This is a genomic window from Bacteroides difficilis, from assembly GCF_048319815.1.
Taxonomy (GTDB): domain Bacteria; phylum Bacteroidota; class Bacteroidia; order Bacteroidales; family Bacteroidaceae; genus Bacteroides; species Bacteroides zhangwenhongii.
The window spans coordinates 4761277-4778390 of record NZ_CP182814.1; the positions used below are offsets into that span (position 1 = coordinate 4761277).

At 41.8% G+C, this 17114-nt stretch carries 14 protein-coding genes; 5 read left to right on the forward strand and 9 right to left on the reverse strand.

All coding sequences use genetic code 11. The annotated features are described in order from the left end of the window. Positions 1-12 precede the first annotated feature (12 nt). The 4 genes from ACNOGP_RS18710 to ACNOGP_RS18725 all read left to right on the forward strand — a co-directional run bounded on the left by ACNOGP_RS18710 (position 13) and on the right by ACNOGP_RS18725 (position 4158). Entirely contained in the window at positions 13-1545 is a 1533-nt protein-coding gene (locus ACNOGP_RS18710) for an IPT/TIG domain-containing protein (protein ID WP_418213481.1), read from the forward strand. Between the two features lie 12 nt (positions 1546-1557). Then, the gene (locus ACNOGP_RS18715; RefSeq protein WP_418213482.1) at positions 1558-2238 is read left to right on the forward strand and encodes an IPT/TIG domain-containing protein; all 681 of its coding nucleotides are present in this window, start codon (positions 1558-1560) and stop codon (positions 2236-2238) included. A 429-nt stretch (positions 2239-2667) separates the two neighbouring features. After that, a complete protein-coding gene (locus tag ACNOGP_RS18720) occupies positions 2668-3654 on the forward strand; it encodes a Gfo/Idh/MocA family protein (RefSeq protein ID WP_007757406.1) in 987 nt (328 codons plus the stop codon). 33 nt (positions 3655-3687) lie between these two features. After that, positions 3688-4158 (forward strand): nucleoside deaminase, encoded by a 471-nt coding sequence (locus ACNOGP_RS18725; RefSeq protein WP_186967143.1) that lies wholly within the window; start codon positions 3688-3690, stop codon positions 4156-4158. Positions 4159-4275: 117 nt separating this feature from the next. Here the strand turns inward: ACNOGP_RS18725 and ACNOGP_RS18730 are convergent, their stop codons facing one another. Together ACNOGP_RS18730 and ACNOGP_RS18735 are read right to left on the reverse strand one after the other, a co-directional pair. Continuing rightward, positions 4276-5880: an OmpP1/FadL family transporter gene (locus ACNOGP_RS18730; protein ID WP_418213483.1), complete on the reverse strand. Its 1605-nt coding sequence runs from the start codon at positions 5878-5880 to the stop codon at positions 4276-4278. Between the two features lie 32 nt (positions 5881-5912). Beyond that, complete coding sequence (locus tag ACNOGP_RS18735) at positions 5913-7214, reverse strand: hypothetical protein (RefSeq protein WP_418213484.1); 1302 nt, start codon at positions 7212-7214, stop codon at positions 5913-5915. A gap of 154 nt (positions 7215-7368) precedes the next feature. Between ACNOGP_RS18735 and prmA the strand changes: the two genes are divergently transcribed. Continuing rightward, entirely contained in the window at positions 7369-8217 is an 849-nt protein-coding gene (prmA, locus tag ACNOGP_RS18740; protein ID WP_418213485.1) for a 50S ribosomal protein L11 methyltransferase, read from the forward strand. Positions 8218-8329: 112 nt separating this feature from the next. Here prmA and ACNOGP_RS18745 read toward each other — a convergent pair whose 3' ends face one another. The 7 genes from ACNOGP_RS18745 to ACNOGP_RS18775 all read right to left on the reverse strand — a co-directional run bounded on the left by ACNOGP_RS18745 (position 8330) and on the right by ACNOGP_RS18775 (position 17041). Beyond that, the gene (locus ACNOGP_RS18745; RefSeq protein WP_195475460.1) at positions 8330-8836 is read right to left on the reverse strand and encodes a flavodoxin; all 507 of its coding nucleotides are present in this window, start codon (positions 8834-8836) and stop codon (positions 8330-8332) included. Between the two features lie 12 nt (positions 8837-8848). Next, positions 8849-10882 carry an alpha-ketoacid dehydrogenase subunit alpha/beta gene (locus ACNOGP_RS18750; RefSeq protein WP_418213486.1) on the reverse strand — a complete coding sequence of 678 codons (2034 nt, stop codon included), beginning with the start codon at positions 10880-10882 and terminating at the stop codon, positions 8849-8851. Positions 10883-10919: 37 nt separating this feature from the next. Continuing rightward, complete coding sequence (locus ACNOGP_RS18755) at positions 10920-12152, reverse strand: dihydrolipoamide acetyltransferase family protein (RefSeq protein WP_186967137.1); 1233 nt, start codon at positions 12150-12152, stop codon at positions 10920-10922. A gap of 66 nt (positions 12153-12218) precedes the next feature. After that, positions 12219-12956 (reverse strand): lipoate--protein ligase family protein, encoded by a 738-nt coding sequence (locus ACNOGP_RS18760; protein WP_287665185.1) that lies wholly within the window; start codon positions 12954-12956, stop codon positions 12219-12221. A 12-nt stretch (positions 12957-12968) separates the two neighbouring features. Then, the gene (gene lpdA / locus ACNOGP_RS18765; RefSeq protein ID WP_272719954.1) at positions 12969-14312 is read right to left on the reverse strand and encodes a dihydrolipoyl dehydrogenase; all 1344 of its coding nucleotides are present in this window, start codon (positions 14310-14312) and stop codon (positions 12969-12971) included. 75 nt (positions 14313-14387) lie between these two features. Further along, on the reverse strand, positions 14388-15278 hold the full coding sequence (locus ACNOGP_RS18770; RefSeq protein ID WP_272719953.1) for a glycoside hydrolase family 25 protein: 891 nt from the start codon (positions 15276-15278) through the stop codon (positions 14388-14390). A 116-nt stretch (positions 15279-15394) separates the two neighbouring features. After that, on the reverse strand, positions 15395-17041 hold the full coding sequence (locus tag ACNOGP_RS18775; RefSeq protein WP_143867880.1) for a diphosphate--fructose-6-phosphate 1-phosphotransferase: 1647 nt from the start codon (positions 17039-17041) through the stop codon (positions 15395-15397). Positions 17042-17114 lie beyond the last annotated feature (73 nt).

Below are 17114 nucleotides of genomic sequence, written 5' to 3' on the forward strand. Positions count from 1 at the left end.
AACGAAAACAGTATGAAAAATAAACTATATAGCCTATTGGTCCTCTGTGTACTTGTCACATTGACAAGTTGCAACGAAAAGTTGAGCATTGAGACAGAGGTTCAAGGAGCGCCGGAAATCATTGAGTTTGCTCCTGTAAGCGGAAAAGCAGGAACACAGGTAACTGTCAAAGGTAATAATCTACGCGATATAGAAACTGCAACCATTGGTGGTGTGGAGGCACAGATACTTTATAAACTATCACAGCAGGAAATCGTAATCGTAGTTCCTCGTGAGGGTACAAAGAATGGCAAAATTGTACTTTCTACCTCACGCAAAAATGATGATAGCGAAAGTACCCGTGCGGAAAGTTCTCAATCATTTACAGTCACCTATCCTACTCCGGTTGTGACAGAATTTCCGAAAGGTGGAAGAGTCGGAAATAATGTAGAGATTTTGGGAACAGACCTTGATATTATCTCCAAAGTTTATATGGGAGACGAAGAAGGAGAAATTGTCTATCAGAGTGAAGAAGAAATTGCCGTCAAAGTACCTTTTATCATTGATGATAATACGACCGTTTCTTTAAAGTATACCAATCAAACAGGTGGTGAGTCTGAAATAAAGGGAGAATCCGATGATTTTCTCGTAGAAAAAGACCAACCGGAAATAGAGAAGATAGATCAGGAAAGCCTGATGGAAAGAAGCCTGCTTACCTTAAGCGGCACACATCTCAATCTGATTGAGTATATCTATTTTGGAGAAGAGAAATGCACTCCAGTCAGTCAGGAAGAAAATATCATTGTATTTAGAGTACCGACTTTGGATGAAACAAGTACAGTGCAAATAAAAGTGACGTATTATAACGAGACGAAAGAGATCATTCTAGCCGACGCTTGTAAGGTGATTCGAATGAAGAACTTATTCGCTGCTAATCAAGCGATAGGGACACGTAACAGTAAATATGGTTATGGTAGTATGCTTAATGGTAATTCTGCTGACGGTAATCCTATCTGTACTCCTTGTGTTCTGAAAGATAAGGAGAATCATGATAAGATAGATTTCGGGGCATGTGTAAACGGGACTTTGGATTTTCAGTTAAATTCACCGGATGGCATACTTAATCCATCCAAAAACAATCTAAAAAATTACTGGTGTGGAACATCTCCTCTGCCCAACACAGATCTGCCCACAGAATATACATCATTTACGGCAGTACAAACTAGATTCGTAGTATTGAATACAACTAAAAATGCGGCACTTATCGAACAGATAAGAACCAACAAAGATCAATTGGAAATTACTCCTACACTTTTTACTAGTCTGAACATTACTAAAAGCTCTGTCCGCACTCGTAAAGCAGAAGAAGCTGAAGGTACAGTAAGTGAGCAGATTTTTGAAAAAGGCAGTATTATCGTATTCCACAATAAATATAAAAACAAATACGGAATTCTTGATATTCTGGATGTGCACATCGATTACGATCAATCCAGCAAAGTCAATAACGGTGATAAGAACAATCAAGGTATTGCCTACATTACATTCGACCTTTATTATCAACGCTAAAAAAGAAAGATCATGAAGAAAAGAAATTATATAGCAGCTATCACATTGACGGTAACCTTATGCCTGATATGTCTATTAAGCGGATGTACCCGTGACAATGATATTGATATACCGCAGACTTCCGTCAATATGATGGAAGCAACAACCGTACAACCGGGAGAAGCAATTACTCTGACAGGCGAAAATATGCATCTTATCTCCAAAGTATATTTCGGCAACGATATCACGATTGATATTAAAACACCGCAAACGGATCGTGACCACCAATCACTCACTGTTTATGTGCCGACTGAAGTATTCGAAGAAACAAAAGTCGTTCCTCTAGCCGTATTGTATAATTCAGTACATCATCTAGTTGTATGTGAGGAGCTGACTGTTTATATTGCACCTGTTATTCCTACAACCTCTACTACCTTATCCGGTGAAGTAGAGCCAGGCGACATTATCACTATCACAGGAACTGATTTGAATATTGTCACAACACTGCAGGCTAATGAAGAATCAATAACGATGGAGAGTAAAAACGCAACAGAAATCACTTTCAAAGCTCCAGAAGTAAATATGGATACAGAATTCACCATCACTCTTATTTATGATAATTCATTGGGTAACGACCAGAAATTAGTTGTGCCGGGAAAGATAACGGTCAAAAAGGTTATTCCTCCTAGTGAGAATGCCTATTACCAAAAATAAACCATCAAAGACTTGACTTTCGCTTCCGAATGTCGTATCTTTACAGAGTTAATGATAAAGTAGTTTCAATTAAACTACACGCAAAGGCGGGAACTCCAATTCTCGCCTTTCTCTTTTTCAAAAAGGGATAAGTTCCTTCTCATCCCAGCTTTCCTTCTCATTTCCCCATTGGCATATTGTCCTTCATCCCCGGGCTTATCTCTACTCACCTGCCTTTATACTGCAAATAGGATGTGCTTTCACAAGAACAAAGGTCCTATCCACCCGAAACGGAAAATCTATTCCATACAAACAACATCTCCATTTTAGCAAAATAGAGGCTTTATTTTCCAAATTCCTCCAGTAAGTTAATAATCAATAAAGTTGCTCTTGACAAAAAATTGCTTTATCTTTGGAGTTTATTAGAATAAGTAAATAGGTAATTGTATTATGAGTGAAAAGATAATCAAATGGGGATTCATCGGTTGCGGAGAAGTGACGAAAACTAAAAGCGGCCCTGCTTTCCAAAAAGTAGAACATTCGGAAGTAGTAGCCGTGATGAGCCGTGACGGTGCGAAAGCAAAAGCATACGCCAAAGAGAGAGGTATCAAAAGATGGTATGACGATGCACAAGAACTTATAGATGATCCGGAAGTGAATGCTATCTATATCGCTACTCCTCCCTCATCCCATGCTACATACGCCATCATGTCGATGAAAGCAGGCAAGCCTGCCTATATTGAGAAACCGATGGCCGTCACATACGAAGAATGTACCCGCATTAACCGCATATCCAAAGAAACGGGAGTTCCCTGTTTCGTTGCATACTACCGCCGTTATCTTCCCTACTTCCAGAAAGTAAAAGAATTGGTGGAAAACGGAACTATCGGTAACGTAATCAATGTACAGATCCGTTTTGCCCAACCGCCACGTGACTTGGATTATAACCGTGAAAATCTTCCCTGGCGTGTACAGGCTGACATTGCAGGCGGTGGTTATTTCTACGATCTTGCTCCGCATCAGATTGATTTATTACAGGATATGTTCGGATGTATCCTCGAAGCAAACGGCTACAAGAGCAATCGTGGCGGGCTTTATCCTGCCGAGGATACGTTGAGCGCTTGTTTCCAGTTCGATAACGGATTGGTAGGCAGTGGTTCCTGGTGCTTTGTTGCTCATGATTCAGCTCGCGAAGACCGTATAGAGATTATTGGGGACAAAGGAATGATTTGTTTTTCTGTCTTCACTTACGAACCTATCGGCCTGCACACAGAAAAAGGACGGGAAGAAATCTGTATCGGCAACCCGGAACACGTACAGCAACCTCTTATCCAAGCCGTAGTAGACCATTTATTGGGCAAATCTATCTGTTCCTGCGACGGTGAAAGTGCAACACTGACCAACTGGGTAATGGATAAGATTCTTGGAAAGATATAATCCTCATATTAAACTAACAATCTATTTTATACCATGACTAAAGAAGAATTGATGCGGAAAGCCATCGAGCTTTCAAAGGAGAATATCGAAAATGGTGGAGGTCCTTTCGGTGCTGTGATTGCCACTAAAGAGGGAGAGATAGTTGCCACCGGAGTAAATCGTGTCACCGCTTCCTGCGATCCTACCGCTCATGCCGAAGTAAGCGCCATACGCGCTGCCGCTGCAAAGCTTGGTACATTCAATCTTAGCGGCTATGAGATATATACTTCTTGCGAACCTTGCCCCATGTGTTTAGGTGCCATTTACTGGGCACGGTTGGACAAAATGTACTATGGCAACAATAAAACCGACGCAAAAAATATTGGCTTCGATGATTCCTTCATCTATGATGAACTGGGACTGAAACCGGAAGAGAGAAAACTTCCTTCTGAGATTTTATTGCACGAGGAAGCTATTTCCGCTTTCAAAGCATGGATGAACAAGGAGGATAAAATAGAATATTAGACGGACAACCGTTCATAACGGACGACTAATAGAAATCCCCGGAAGTACTGTAGACACTCAGCATTCCAGGGATTCTTTACACACAAAAGTTATTATTGAAATTGAAAACTGTCTGGTTTAGAAACGATAGCCTAGTGTAAATAGCACTTTACTACGATCGTTCGTCACTTTCGTTTTCTGCAAAGCAGCGTCATTGAAAGCATAAAAATCTTCATCATAAGTACTATACATATATGCTAAATCCGCATAAAAATTTGAACCTCTGTACCCAATACCCAACGTGAAGTTATTATTCGCCTTCCTGTTGGCGAAATCCGTATCTGTGTTAATTGAATTAGGGCTCAAATCTTTATAAGCTGTATTTTTAAAAGCCGCCGATTCATAATTGTATCCAACACGGAAAGCAAACTCAGGAATTACTTTCCATTCAGCACCGATGCGAAAGGTATTTACACCTTTCAGCATCATTTTCGCCAAGTCATTTTCCCAGCCCATTTCATAGCCATCATCATAACTGAAACGCATGGTTGAATAATCCTGATATTCATATTCCGCACCAATAGCGAAAGATGAACCGTAAGTATACCCTAAACTGAAATTATACTTCCACGGTGTACGAAAACGAAAATCATACCCATAATCTTCTCCATTCGTATAATCATAAGAATCCACTACTTCCTCCACAATATTCTGAGTTTTCTGTTCTGGAGTACGTGTTATAGCCCGAACATTCGTCTTAATGGTCAAATTATAGAATGTAGGAGTATGAATAGCCACACCAATACGGAACGGAGAATCTTCAAAAGGGCGTACAATAGCACCAAATTTAAAGTCTACACCGGAACCCTTTATTCTATTCTCAGTTCCTATCTCATAACTTGCCTGACCATAATTTACATTATTTTCCACATAATCTCCATATTCTTCTCCATAAGTAGACATTTTGGAATAATCAATATCATAAGCACCGACAGTCAACCCCAAATATACACGGTCATTAAAATTCAACGCCAAATTAAAGTCAAATTGATTGATTCCACCTTTTTCATGAGAATCAAAATAGGAAAACGGTTGTGGTAAATAAGCTATATATCCATCGTTTACATCATCTCTATTATACAAATATCCGTTCCAGCCTGTAGCAGCCAGCCAGCCAACCTTAGGGTCTCTAAATAAGTTTATATCATCCGCTGCTAACTCGTGAATATACTCACCATAAGTATCAATCATCCTATTCGCTTGGTTAGCCATCTGATTAGTTTGAGAAAGAATAGCATTATTAGCTCCCAAATTAATCAGCCCCTCCATTGTCATATACTTATCAAATGATTTCGACCGTGTATAATTAAATCCAAAGTTAACATAACGCAAAGCAGTCTGATTCCCTATTTTATTTGAGAATACAAATCCGATATTATCAAACGACATACGAGTCTTATCTACATTAAACTTTGAACCGGCATAATTACTTTCCAAGCCATAAGACAGGAAGCCGAAAGTACCCATAATATCATTACTACGATAAATACCAATGCCGGCAGGATTTGTTCCCATTGTAGAAATATCACCTCCCAAAGCCCCCATTGCTCCACCCATTCCTACGAAGCGGGCAGTTCCATTCAAATCTTTTTGAGTAAATTTGGCACCATCATATATAGTTTGAGCACTTATGCTTGCCACTGTCATAAAAGCAAGCACAACCATATTTATTACCTTTTTCATACGCTTATCAATATTATTGTATAATACAGTCTTTATCTTCTGCTACCACCTCTCGTCGAACTTCCTCCAGAGCTACCACGACTACTGCTTCCCCCGCGATTGCCTGATGAATAGCTACCACCAGAAGTACCTCTACTTGGAGAATAAGAACTACCGGAACGACCACTGCTTGGAGAAGAAGTTCGGTTACCGCTCCCTCTTGAAAAATTGCCGTTATTTCTTTCATAAGTTCTAGTTGAACTCCCCCTATTGTAAGAATTTCCTGATGGTCTGGTACTGTTCACACGATTTCCGTATGTACTGCTCCGGGTACTACTAGAACGAGTATATGTATTGCTTCGGGTACTACTCGGACGAGTGTACGTATCTCTACGAGAAGATGTATTATCCACTCTATTACCAATACCCGACCTTATTCTGCCATTTTCTCTAGTACCAACAACACGACCTGAAGTCCCTCTATCAGAAGATGTCCGTGTAGACTGATAACGATTACTAGAAGTACGTGTAGACTGATAACGATTAGATGTATATCTGGTATTTCCCGCACGACTACCTGTATACCTATTGGGAGAACGACGGTTAGTATACATCATACCATTATAACGGCCACCACCCCAACCATATCCATTGTTCCAATAATGGTGATGATGATGTCCCCAATATCCACCGCCATACCAGCCACCCCAGTAGCCACCATGCCAGCCGCCCCAATAGCCCGGATAATATCCCCAAGCATAATAAGGACGATTCCAGCCCCAACCATAATTCCAGCCCCAGCCGTATGAACCATAACGCCAATCCCACCAAAGTGGATTACTGAATGTCGGGAATGCGTAAGCATACATACCATCAGTATATATATTCCAGTCCCAAGAATTCGGTCCGTAGACTACATCCCAATATAACGGACTGCTGATACTGATAGCGAAACGCGGATTACGGAAACGGATGATGCGTTCGGCATATTCATAGTCGTCCTGCGTACCATTGAATTCGCCGGTCACCCATTCCCCGTCCAAGTCCGGAGTAGATTTCTCCTTTATATATAAGGTATCATTATCCATTACGAATTCATTATCACGTGCATCGTAACGGCGGTTATATTCATCCACATCCCGTGTTCTCCCCCTACGGTCCTGAACCACAACTGTAGTTCCCGGTGAAGTATAGATGTTTGTCACCTGTTTTTTCGGTTCCTTCCTCACCGGAGTTTCTTTTTTCTCCTTTTTGTCTTTGGAAGGTACGAAGTAAAGGTCGTCATCAACGCTTTGTGCCATCAAGCCTATCGGGAGACACAAGGCAACTAGCAAGAAGTAAACAATCTTTTTCATATCATCTGGGTTTATGTAATTACTTAAACTTATTCACGTTACAAAGATAAGGAAGAGATTTATCGCCTTGGGGAGATTTTCCCCAAAGGATAGTAGGGATTTCCCTAAAATTGTGATTATCTTTGCACATTATTCACCAGCATTAGAAACAACTATGAAGTATTTTGAGTTCACTTTTCATACGAATCCGTCCACAGAGATTGTAAATGATGTATTAGCTGCCGTATTAGGCGAAACCGGTTTCGAGAGTTTTGTTGAAAATGAGAACGGATTAACCGCATATATCCAACAAACTTTATGTGACGAAACCTCCATAAAGAATGCAATCGCCGAATTTCCTCTACCCGATACGGAAATCACCTATACATATGCAGAAGCAGAAGACAAGGACTGGAACGAGGAATGGGAAAAGAATTTCTTTCAACCGATTATCATCGGTGACCGCTGTGTAATCCACAGTACATTTCATCAGGATGTTCCTAAAGCAGAATACGATATCGTAATCAATCCGCAAATGGCTTTCGGCACAGGACATCACGAGACTACCAGCCTTATTATCGAAGAACTGTTGGATAGCGAGCTGAAAGATAAATCATTGCTGGATATGGGTTGTGGAACTTCTATTCTCGCCATCCTTGCACGAATGAAAGGCGCACATCCATGTACCGCTATCGACATAGACGAATGGTGTGTACGAAACTCTATCGAAAACATCGAATTGAACCACGTAGATAATATTGCCGTTTCTCAAGAAGATGCCTCTTCACTTTCCGGAAAAGGGCCGTTTGATGTGGTTATAGCTAATATTAACCGCAATATCCTACTGAATGATATGAAACAATATGTCACTTGTATGCATCCCGGAGCGGAACTATACATGAGCGGATTTTATGTGGATGACATCCCTGTTATCCGCGAAGAAGCGGAAAAGAACGGACTGACTTATATCCATCACAAAGAAAAGAATCGCTGGGCGGCAGTGAAATTCATTTATAAAGTTTAATACTATTACTCTGCCAACAGAAACAAGGAATACAGGGATAAAAATAGAGAGTGTCAAAACGCAGATTATTCATTATGACACCCTCATAATATATAATAGCTTATAAAAGGAGTTACGCAAACTCCTTTTTTACTTGTTCACACCAATCCTTGATTTTCTTTTTTGCCTGGTCCGACTGATTATCCAAGTCGATAACCAACCCACACCACTGATTGTCACGCAATGCTCTGGAACGCTCAAAAGTATATCCTTCCGAAGAAGTAAAGCCCACCAATGCCGCCCCGTCTTCTTCGAATACTTCTGCCAATAGCCCGATACCATCGGCAAAGTTTTCCGGATAGCGTACCTGATCTCCCAATCCAAAGATAGCTACCTTCTTTCCTTTCAAATCCATCGTTCTAAGCTCCGGCAACAGCTCGTCCCAATAAGTAGGCAACTCTCCGTCAAACCAAGTGGAGGCTCCGACAATAAAACAATCATAAGCGGCAAAATCGTTCTGCCAAGCCTGTTCTATCGGTACCACTTCTATATGACTTTCACCGAATTCTTTCTGTATTCTTTCCGCCACCCAACTCGTTTTCTCAGCTTTGGCAGCATAAAACAAACCTATCTTCTTCATAATCCATACTGTTTAATATTCTAATAACTTCCTGGCTGCTTCATAGATCTTAGCTTCATCCGGCAAAATCTCCTTTTCCAAAATAGGATTGAAACCGACGGGTGTAAAGGTAGAGCCGACACGTTGCACAGGTCCGTCCAAATAGCGAAACATCTCTCCACCTATCATTGCGGCAAGCTCCGCTCCAAAGCCGGAGAAAACTTTATCTTCATGTACAACCAATGCCTTACTCGTCTTTTTCACTGATTCGAATATCGTTTCCTTGTCCAAAGGAATCAAAGAACGGATATCTATAACCTCTACTTTCCACCCCTTTTCTTTCTCCAACCGTTCCGCAGCATTCAGACAGAAATGCGTTGTATTTCCATACGTAATGATACTTAGATCTGTCCCTTCACGACGAATACGTGCCTTTCCGAAAGGAACTTCAAAATCTTCCGGTACGACTGCAGCAGCCTCAACGGAATTATACAATGCTTTCGGCTCAAGGAATAAAGTAAAGCCTTTGGAACGCATACTGGTACGGAGTAGCCCGGCTGCATCATCCGCAAAAGACGGACAGACAATACGCGCTCCGGGCAAAGTGGTCAAAGCACCTTCTATGTTTTGAGAATGATAAAGTCCTCCGCCAATATAACCACCGGAAGCCAAACGCAGGGTGATGTTAGGAGCAAACTTTCCATTGCTACGCCAATATTCATGCGTACATTCCACATATTGTTCGACAGCAGGCCAAAAATAATCGGCAAACTCCGCTCCTTCTATCACAACATGAATCTTTGGATCAAAGCGGCTCATTCCATTAGCTGTACCTACAATATAATCTTCAGCTATCGGGGCACTGAACACACGTGCTTCCCCAAATTCTTGCTGCATACCTTTCGTTACATTAAACACACCGCCTTTTTCCTTATTGGCAACATCTTGCCCCCAGATAAACGTATCGGGATTATGACGAAATTCCGCTTTCAATGTTTCGTTAATCGCATTGACTAAGAAAGTCTTTTCCCCTTCCGCATCATGAGTTCCATCCTTATATTTCTGCGGTTGGTAAGGTTCCGGCATTACAAAATCATAAATACTCTTAGGATCAGGATCGGGAGCAGCCAAAGCTTTCCGGTTGGCAGCAGACAACTCTTTTTTAGCATTAGCTTCTATTTGTTGCAGTTCTTCTTCAGTCAAACGCTTGTAGCGCAACAACATTCGTCGAAATTTCATCAACGGGTCGGCATCCTTCACATATTCCAGTTCGTTCTCATCCCGGTATAAGGTATGCTTATCCGAATTGGAATGGGAACCGATACGAACACAGTTAGCTTGTACAATCACCGGATTACGCGTGCTGATAGCATATTCACGAGCTTCGGTCATGGCATTCATCGAATCGAATACGTCTTTTCCGTTGCAATAGATAATCTTCAGATTCTTGAAACCGGAGAAATTCTCCGCCACTTTCCGGTTAGCAGTCTGTTCCGATTTAGGAACGGAAATTCCATAGCCGTTATCTTGTATTACAAAAATAACAGGAAGCCGTTCGAGGCTGGCACCGTTGATGGCCTCATAGACAAATCCTTCGGAAGTCGCCGATTCTCCATGCGAGGTGATAGCCACTCCTTTATGCCCATAATATACCATTGCTCTTGCCACACCCACCGCATGAAGGTCATGTGTTCCTGTTGCGGAAGAGATGTTCTCGATATGCCATTCAGGTTTGGCAAAATGGTTCGACATATGACGTCCTCCGCTTCCGGGATCTGTTGCCTTTGAGATACCGTTCAGGATAATTTCCTCTGCAGTCATTCCGGCAGATAGTACGGTCAGCATATCCCGGTAATAGGGAAACAGGAAATCTTCGCCAAGAGTAAAGACTTGCCCGATGGCCAGTTGGATTCCATCATGTCCCGCATAGGGAGCATGGTAAGACCAACCTAGAGATTGCAATAAGTAAGACGGCGCCTTCTCATCCAGCGCACGCCCTAATGTCATCAGATGATACCACTTCTTCAAAGTTTCGACATCTGTATTTTTTATATCATACTGTCTCATAGTTAATGAAGTTCTTAATGAATAAAATAATCGGTTATCAACCTTTCCAGTTTTCCAGGTAATCAGCTATAAAATGGAGGAAATTCCCTCCCAGCATTCCATCCACTACACGATGGTCATAAGACAAAGAAAGGTACATTTTATGACGGATAGCAATCGTATCCCCCTCCGGAGTCTCTACAACAGCAGGTTTCTTTTCAATATAACCTACACCCAGAATGGCAACCTGAGGCTGGTTAATGATAGGGGTTCCAAACAAACTCTTGAATGTACCGAAGTTAGTAATAGTAAACGTACCACCGTCAATATCATCGGGCAGCAATTTATTGTCCCTCGCCTTCAAAGCCAAAGAATCAATGGCAACAGCCAATCCGTTCAGACTCAGACGGTCGGCATCATGTACTACAGGCACAATCAGATTTCCATCGTTCAAAGAAACGGCAATACCCACATTGATATGTTTCTTGAAGAGAATATTGTATCCATCCACCGATACATTCACCTGCGGATAGGTTGCCAATGCTTTCGCTACGGCTTCCGCAATCATAGGCATATAGGTCAACTTCACACCTTCACGACGGAAGAAAGCATCTTTGTTCTTCTCACGCCAAATTACTAACCGGGTGACATCCACTTCGACCACATTGGTGACATGCGGAGATACTTTCTTGGACATGACCATGTGGTCGGCAATAATCCGACGGACACGATCCATCTCCTTCACTTCTACTCCCGACATTGCGACAGGGGCAGCAGATTTAGGTTCAACCGGAGAAGATTGAGGACTTACAGATTCAGAAGGAACGGTAGCAGACGTTTTATTACTTCCTCTTTTCTTTTTATCAATATAATCTTTAATATCTTTCTTACTCAGCCGTCCTTCATAACCGGTTCCCTGAATAGAGTCCAGTTCTTCCTTAGAAATCTTCGCTTCTCTTGCCAACTGAATGACAACGGGAGAATACCAACGTTCTTCCTCCTCTTTTACGCTTTCTTCATGGATAATCTCTTCGTCAGATGTAGCTTCACCATCCAAATTAATAATAGCGACCACCGTACCCACCGCTACGGTATCTCCTTCTTTATATAAAATATCAACAACCTTTCCCGCTACCGGAGAAGGTATCTCAGCACTTACTTTAGCTGTATTCACTTCAAAAAGAACATCATCTTCCTGAATCATATCACCCACTTTCACAGACCAGGAAACGATCGTCCCTTCTGTTATACTCTCGCCCAACTTAGGCATTTTTATTTCGAATCTTGACATAGACAGTAATTTTATTTATTCAACCTTGATATAGTAGAACAATAGGTTGAAATAGAAAGTTTTATGTTAAGGTATTTTTAATATCCATTCATCCCGCATATACTTCTCTTTCCGAAGCCGGTTGACAATCCTCCTCTCCTCCTCACTGAAGGAACTGACCACCTGTGACCGGCTGAAATAGCGAAAAGCCTCTTCCTTGAAATCGTCCACGCTCCCCCTCGATACGTGTCTACGGATATTTGTCACTTCACTCCGAACCGAAGGAACAGCGTATGTGGAAGATATTCTCTCTTTATTTCCCTCTTCATTGAACAATGATTTAGGATTTAATGCCTTATTTAATGCGGTGAGGTCTGTATCATAAAGCAAAGTACAATGATATAAAACCCGGTTTTTATGTACACACTGCGCACTTCCCGATATTTTTAATCCATTCAGATAGATTCCCAACCGATCGTCCCCCTTTGCCATTATCCCCATAGCAACCAGAAAATCCAGTGTCCGCTGAAGATAAACGGTAAAATCGGGAAAACGCGAAGCTTTTTCAATAAACGTCAGATTGACATTACCCAAATCATGATACACTGCTCCTCCACCCGAAAATCGACGGGCTATATGTATCCGTTTCCGCTCTACCCATTCCCGATCCACCTCTGCCTGCAGGCGTTGATGTTTTCCTATCACAACAGAAGGAGTATCCTGCCAAAGCATAAAAACATCTTCGTTTCCCTGTTTCAGCAAGTATTCTTCCGCCGCTAAATGGAAGTAAATATCAGTAGACGGACTATATATACATCGAATCATAGATCGCAGAAGTCAAAACATAATCTCATGATAAATCTCTCCGACCGTAGGATGTGGAAATACTGTCTTCTGAAATTCTTCTACGGTATAACCTTTTTGAATAGCAATTCCTGCTATCACAATCAATTCCGATACCGGATTCCCTAGCATATGACAACCTATGATTTTTCCTTTTTCGTCCTGAATCAATTTACAAAGTCCGTTGCCTTGCTCATTCTCCGCCACAAATCGTCCGGAATAAGCCATCGGTAACTTCGAAACACGATAAGGAATCCCCTGTTTGATCAGTTCTTCTTCTGTCTTTCCTACTCCTGCAACTTCCGGATTAGTATAGACGACACCCGGAACACACTCATAATTCATTCGGTCTTCTACTCCCAAAATATGATTGATAGCAACTTCCGCTTCCCGAATGGCAGTATGTGCCAACAGGGAATAACCTGTTATATCCCCGCAAGCATACACCCTAGGGTGAGATGTCAGCAAATGTTCATCCACTTTCACTCCGTTACGCAGAAGTTCGATATTCAGCTTATCCAATCCTACACCGGAGAGATTCGCTTTACGCCCCACGCTAAGCAATAGCTGTTCGGCTTCAATAGTCGAAGTTTTTCCATCTTTCTCTATCACCACTCCATGAGGATTCACCTCCACCACCTTCGTATTCAAATAAAAAGTAACTCCTCTTTTGGTATATTCGGAACGAAGCATACCACTTGTCTCCTTATCCATCACCCCTAGAATTTCAGCCATCATTTCCACTACATGAACTTTCACGCCCATGCTATTAAAGAAAGAAGCAAATTCCATCCCTATTACACCGCCACCTATAATAACCAAAGTCTTAGGTAGCTGCTTTACTTCCAAAGCCTCTTTGGAAGTCCAATAAGCGGTTTCCGATAATCCCGGTATCGGAGGTATTACCGTATCAGAACCGGTACACACCAACAGATATTTTACAAAGTAGGTCTCACCACTGCAAGAGATGTGAATCTGCCCGTCCTTCTCCCCTTCTATGAAAGCCTCTTTCTCTACAATCGTCACACCATAAGAGTTTACAGTCATCTTCACACCACCTGTCAACATCTTCACCGTCTTATCTTTACGGCTCATTATTTTAGACAAATCAAAGGAAGGAGATTCAGCAGAAACTCCATATTTGGAAGCAGCCTTAACACTATCCAGTATTTTAGCAGAATACAATAAAGTCTTAGTAGGAATACATCCTTCATTCAGACATACTCCCCCTATTGCCTTTTTCTCGAAAAGAACAGCTTTCAATCCGTTTGCACCTGCCCTTTCGGCAGCCGTATAACCGGCCGGGCCTCCACCAATAATAGCTATATCAAAGTTCATAATCGTATATTTTTAATAATAATACGATTATAACAAATAAGAGAAGAGATAAGTTGTTTGAAAAAGAAACAGCTGCTATTTTATTGTCAGCTTCTTGAGATCTTCCAATGTACCGTTGAAGACATTCAGATCCACCTCTTCTTCAATGCCGGGTACATTTCCCACATCCGTATGTTGCCAGAAATCCCATTTACCTTGATATTTCACAGAGTCCACATAATAGTGGGCAATCCAATAAGGATATGCGTTAAAGATAGAATCGTCCAGATAACGAGTTTTAAATTTATAAGAAGTATAAAGAATAGGTTTTACCCCATAATAAGCCTCCACACGGTCGAGCCAGCGCTTGATACCTTGCTGCAATTCTGTCTTATTCTTTCTTCCGGTCACTTCTACATCAAGCACAGGGGGCAAATCTCCGGTATCCAGTTTTACCGTACGAATAAAAAAGTCGGCTTGCTTCAAAGCATCTGTACTCGGAATATAAAAATGATAAGCTCCACGTATAAATCCATGATTACGCGCATTGGCAAAGTTTGCCGAGAAAGTAGTGTCACCATGATCGCCTCCTTCTGTCGCCTTCATAAAGACAAAATGCAAAGGAGTCACTGTCTCCTTGTTTTGCCGAAGTTTCTGCCAGTCTATTTTTCCCTGATAATGAGAAACATCAATTCCATGAACATCGTAGCCGTCAGGAATACAAACTCCATATTCTTTTAATCCGTGGCAAGGCTTCCAACGATAAGCATAAGGGCGAATAAAGAAATAATAGAAAGCAACAGAGAAACAACCCACAATCAGTACTGCCAGAATATTACGCAACCAGACAGGCATACCATGGCTCATCTTCATCTGCACCCTTTTCGGGGCACGGGAAGATTTAGAAGAAGCAGTTCCCTTTTTTCGAGTGGCGGAAACCGTCTTTTTCTTCTGAACTGCAGCTATCGGATTATTACGTGACGACAAATGACTGAATGATTAAGGGTTAGTGAAAAACGATGAACGATAATCTGTCATACGACACCTACCGTCCATCGTTAATTTATTATTTACCGTTAATCGTTAACCGCTAACAGTTAAGATTATTTCTGTTGTTCCAACTGCAAAGTCTTTGTTGCCTGGTCGCAAACTTCCGTAGGACCAAAGTACTGAATCGGACCCGGATATACATAATCCGTTTCAATAGCCCAACGGTCACGTTGTGCGGCAAATGCTTTGAAAGGAGCACCATCCAGTTTTACCAATGCTTTCTGGATAACCGGTTTCATTTCACCGTGACGGCGTTCCATATTCATCATCATTGTGATAGGCACACCACCTGCAATCCATTCGGCAGCAGGAGCAGTGGTATTGCGTACAGAAGACATATAACCTGTCTTACCGTTAGCAATCAGCATAGAAGCTGTGTAACCCAAAGAATAGCAGTAATCTGCATCGAAGTTTGACGGAGCAGCGCAACGTCCTTCGTAACCGAAGAAGTGGTGCTGAGCAGCAAACTTACCTACATACTTACCTTCTTCTTTCCAAGCCGCCAACTTCGTAGCTACCATTTCAGACAACAGTTTTTCTGTTTCGATCAATGATACCTGAACGTTTCCATGAGGGTCACGGTCCAAAGTTAACTGACGGGCAACACCTTCCGGCAGACTTGCATAGATAGCAGAGTTCTCCGGAGAAAGTTTGCGGATGATATAATCACGCTGGTGAGACTTTTTAATCTGAGCGAATTCTTCTGCATTAGCAGCCAGGAAGTCATTCAGCTCAGCAATCAGACGTTTCATAGCCGGAATGAACTCAACCAAACCTTCAGGAATCAACACTGTACCGAAGTTATGTCCCTGTGCGGCACGTTCTGCCACTACTTTAGCGATGTATGTTACCACGTCATCCAAAGACATATCCTTAGCTTCAACTTCTTCTGAAATGATACATACGTTCGGTTGTACCTGCAAAGCGCATTCCAATGCAATGTGAGAAGCCGAACGACCCATCAATTTGATGAAGTGCCAGTATTTACGTGCAGAGTTACAGTCACGTTGGATGTTACCGATTACTTCAGCATAAGTCTTACAAGCTGTATCGAAACCGAAAGAAGTTTCAATCATATCGTTCTTCAAGTCACCGTCGATTGTTTTCGGGCAACCGATTACCTGTACACCATACTTCTTGGCGGCATAGTATTCAGCCAAAACACAAGCGTTTGTGTTAGAGTCGTCACCACCAATGATAACCAATGCTTTGATACCGAGTTTCTTGATAATCTCAAGTCCTTTTTCAAACTGATCTTCCTTCTCCAATTTCGTACGACCGGAACCGATAATATCGAAACCACCAGTATTACGATATTCGTCGATGATGTCAGCAGTCAGCTCCATATAGTTATGGTCTACCAAGCCACCGGGACCTAAGATGAAACCATACAATTTGTTTTCCGGATTCAGTTTCTTGATACCGTCAAACAAACCGGAAATCACATTGTGTCCACCGGGAGCTTGACCACCCGAAAGAATCACACCTACATTCATAGCAGGAAGAGCTACCGCTTCACCGGCTTCAAATGTAATCAACGGCATTCCGTACGTGTTGGGGAACAAAGCTTTGATAGCTTCCTGATCGGCTACAGATTCAGTAGCAGTACCTGCCACTGCTTTAACGGCTCCTGATGCCAATGCTTTTGGAAGTTTGGGCTGATAAGCAGCCCTTGCGATTTGCAATGCACTTTTAGTCATTTTCTTTATTTTTATTTAAAGGTGTTAGTAAGTTTCTTATCAAACTTGAAAAGCGTTGCAAATTTCGCACTTT

Excerpts from the sequence above, each read along its gene's own strand:
- ACNOGP_RS18710 (WP_418213481.1), top strand. The coding sequence starts at position 13 with ATGAAAAATAAACTATATAGCCTATTGGTCCTCTGTGTACTTGTCACA.
- ACNOGP_RS18715 (WP_418213482.1), top strand. The coding sequence starts at position 1,558 with ATGAAGAAAAGAAATTATATAGCAGCTATCACATTGACGGTAACCTTA.
- ACNOGP_RS18720 (WP_007757406.1), top strand. The coding sequence starts at position 2,668 with ATGAGTGAAAAGATAATCAAATGGGGATTCATCGGTTGCGGAGAAGTG.
- ACNOGP_RS18725 (WP_186967143.1), top strand. The coding sequence starts at position 3,688 with ATGACTAAAGAAGAATTGATGCGGAAAGCCATCGAGCTTTCAAAGGAG.
- ACNOGP_RS18730 (WP_418213483.1), bottom strand. The coding sequence starts at position 5,880 with ATGAAAAAGGTAATAAATATGGTTGTGCTTGCTTTTATGACAGTGGCA.
- ACNOGP_RS18735 (WP_418213484.1), bottom strand. The coding sequence starts at position 7,214 with ATGAAAAAGATTGTTTACTTCTTGCTAGTTGCCTTGTGTCTCCCGATA.
- prmA (WP_418213485.1), top strand. The coding sequence starts at position 7,369 with ATGAAGTATTTTGAGTTCACTTTTCATACGAATCCGTCCACAGAGATT.
- ACNOGP_RS18745 (WP_195475460.1), bottom strand. The coding sequence starts at position 8,836 with ATGAAGAAGATAGGTTTGTTTTATGCTGCCAAAGCTGAGAAAACGAGT.
- ACNOGP_RS18750 (WP_418213486.1), bottom strand. The coding sequence starts at position 10,882 with ATGAGACAGTATGATATAAAAAATACAGATGTCGAAACTTTGAAGAAG.
- ACNOGP_RS18755 (WP_186967137.1), bottom strand. The coding sequence starts at position 12,152 with ATGTCAAGATTCGAAATAAAAATGCCTAAGTTGGGCGAGAGTATAACA.
- ACNOGP_RS18760 (WP_287665185.1), bottom strand. The coding sequence starts at position 12,956 with ATGATTCGATGTATATATAGTCCGTCTACTGATATTTACTTCCATTTA.
- lpdA (WP_272719954.1), bottom strand. The coding sequence starts at position 14,312 with ATGAACTTTGATATAGCTATTATTGGTGGAGGCCCGGCCGGTTATACG.
- ACNOGP_RS18775 (WP_143867880.1), bottom strand. The coding sequence starts at position 17,041 with ATGACTAAAAGTGCATTGCAAATCGCAAGGGCTGCTTATCAGCCCAAA.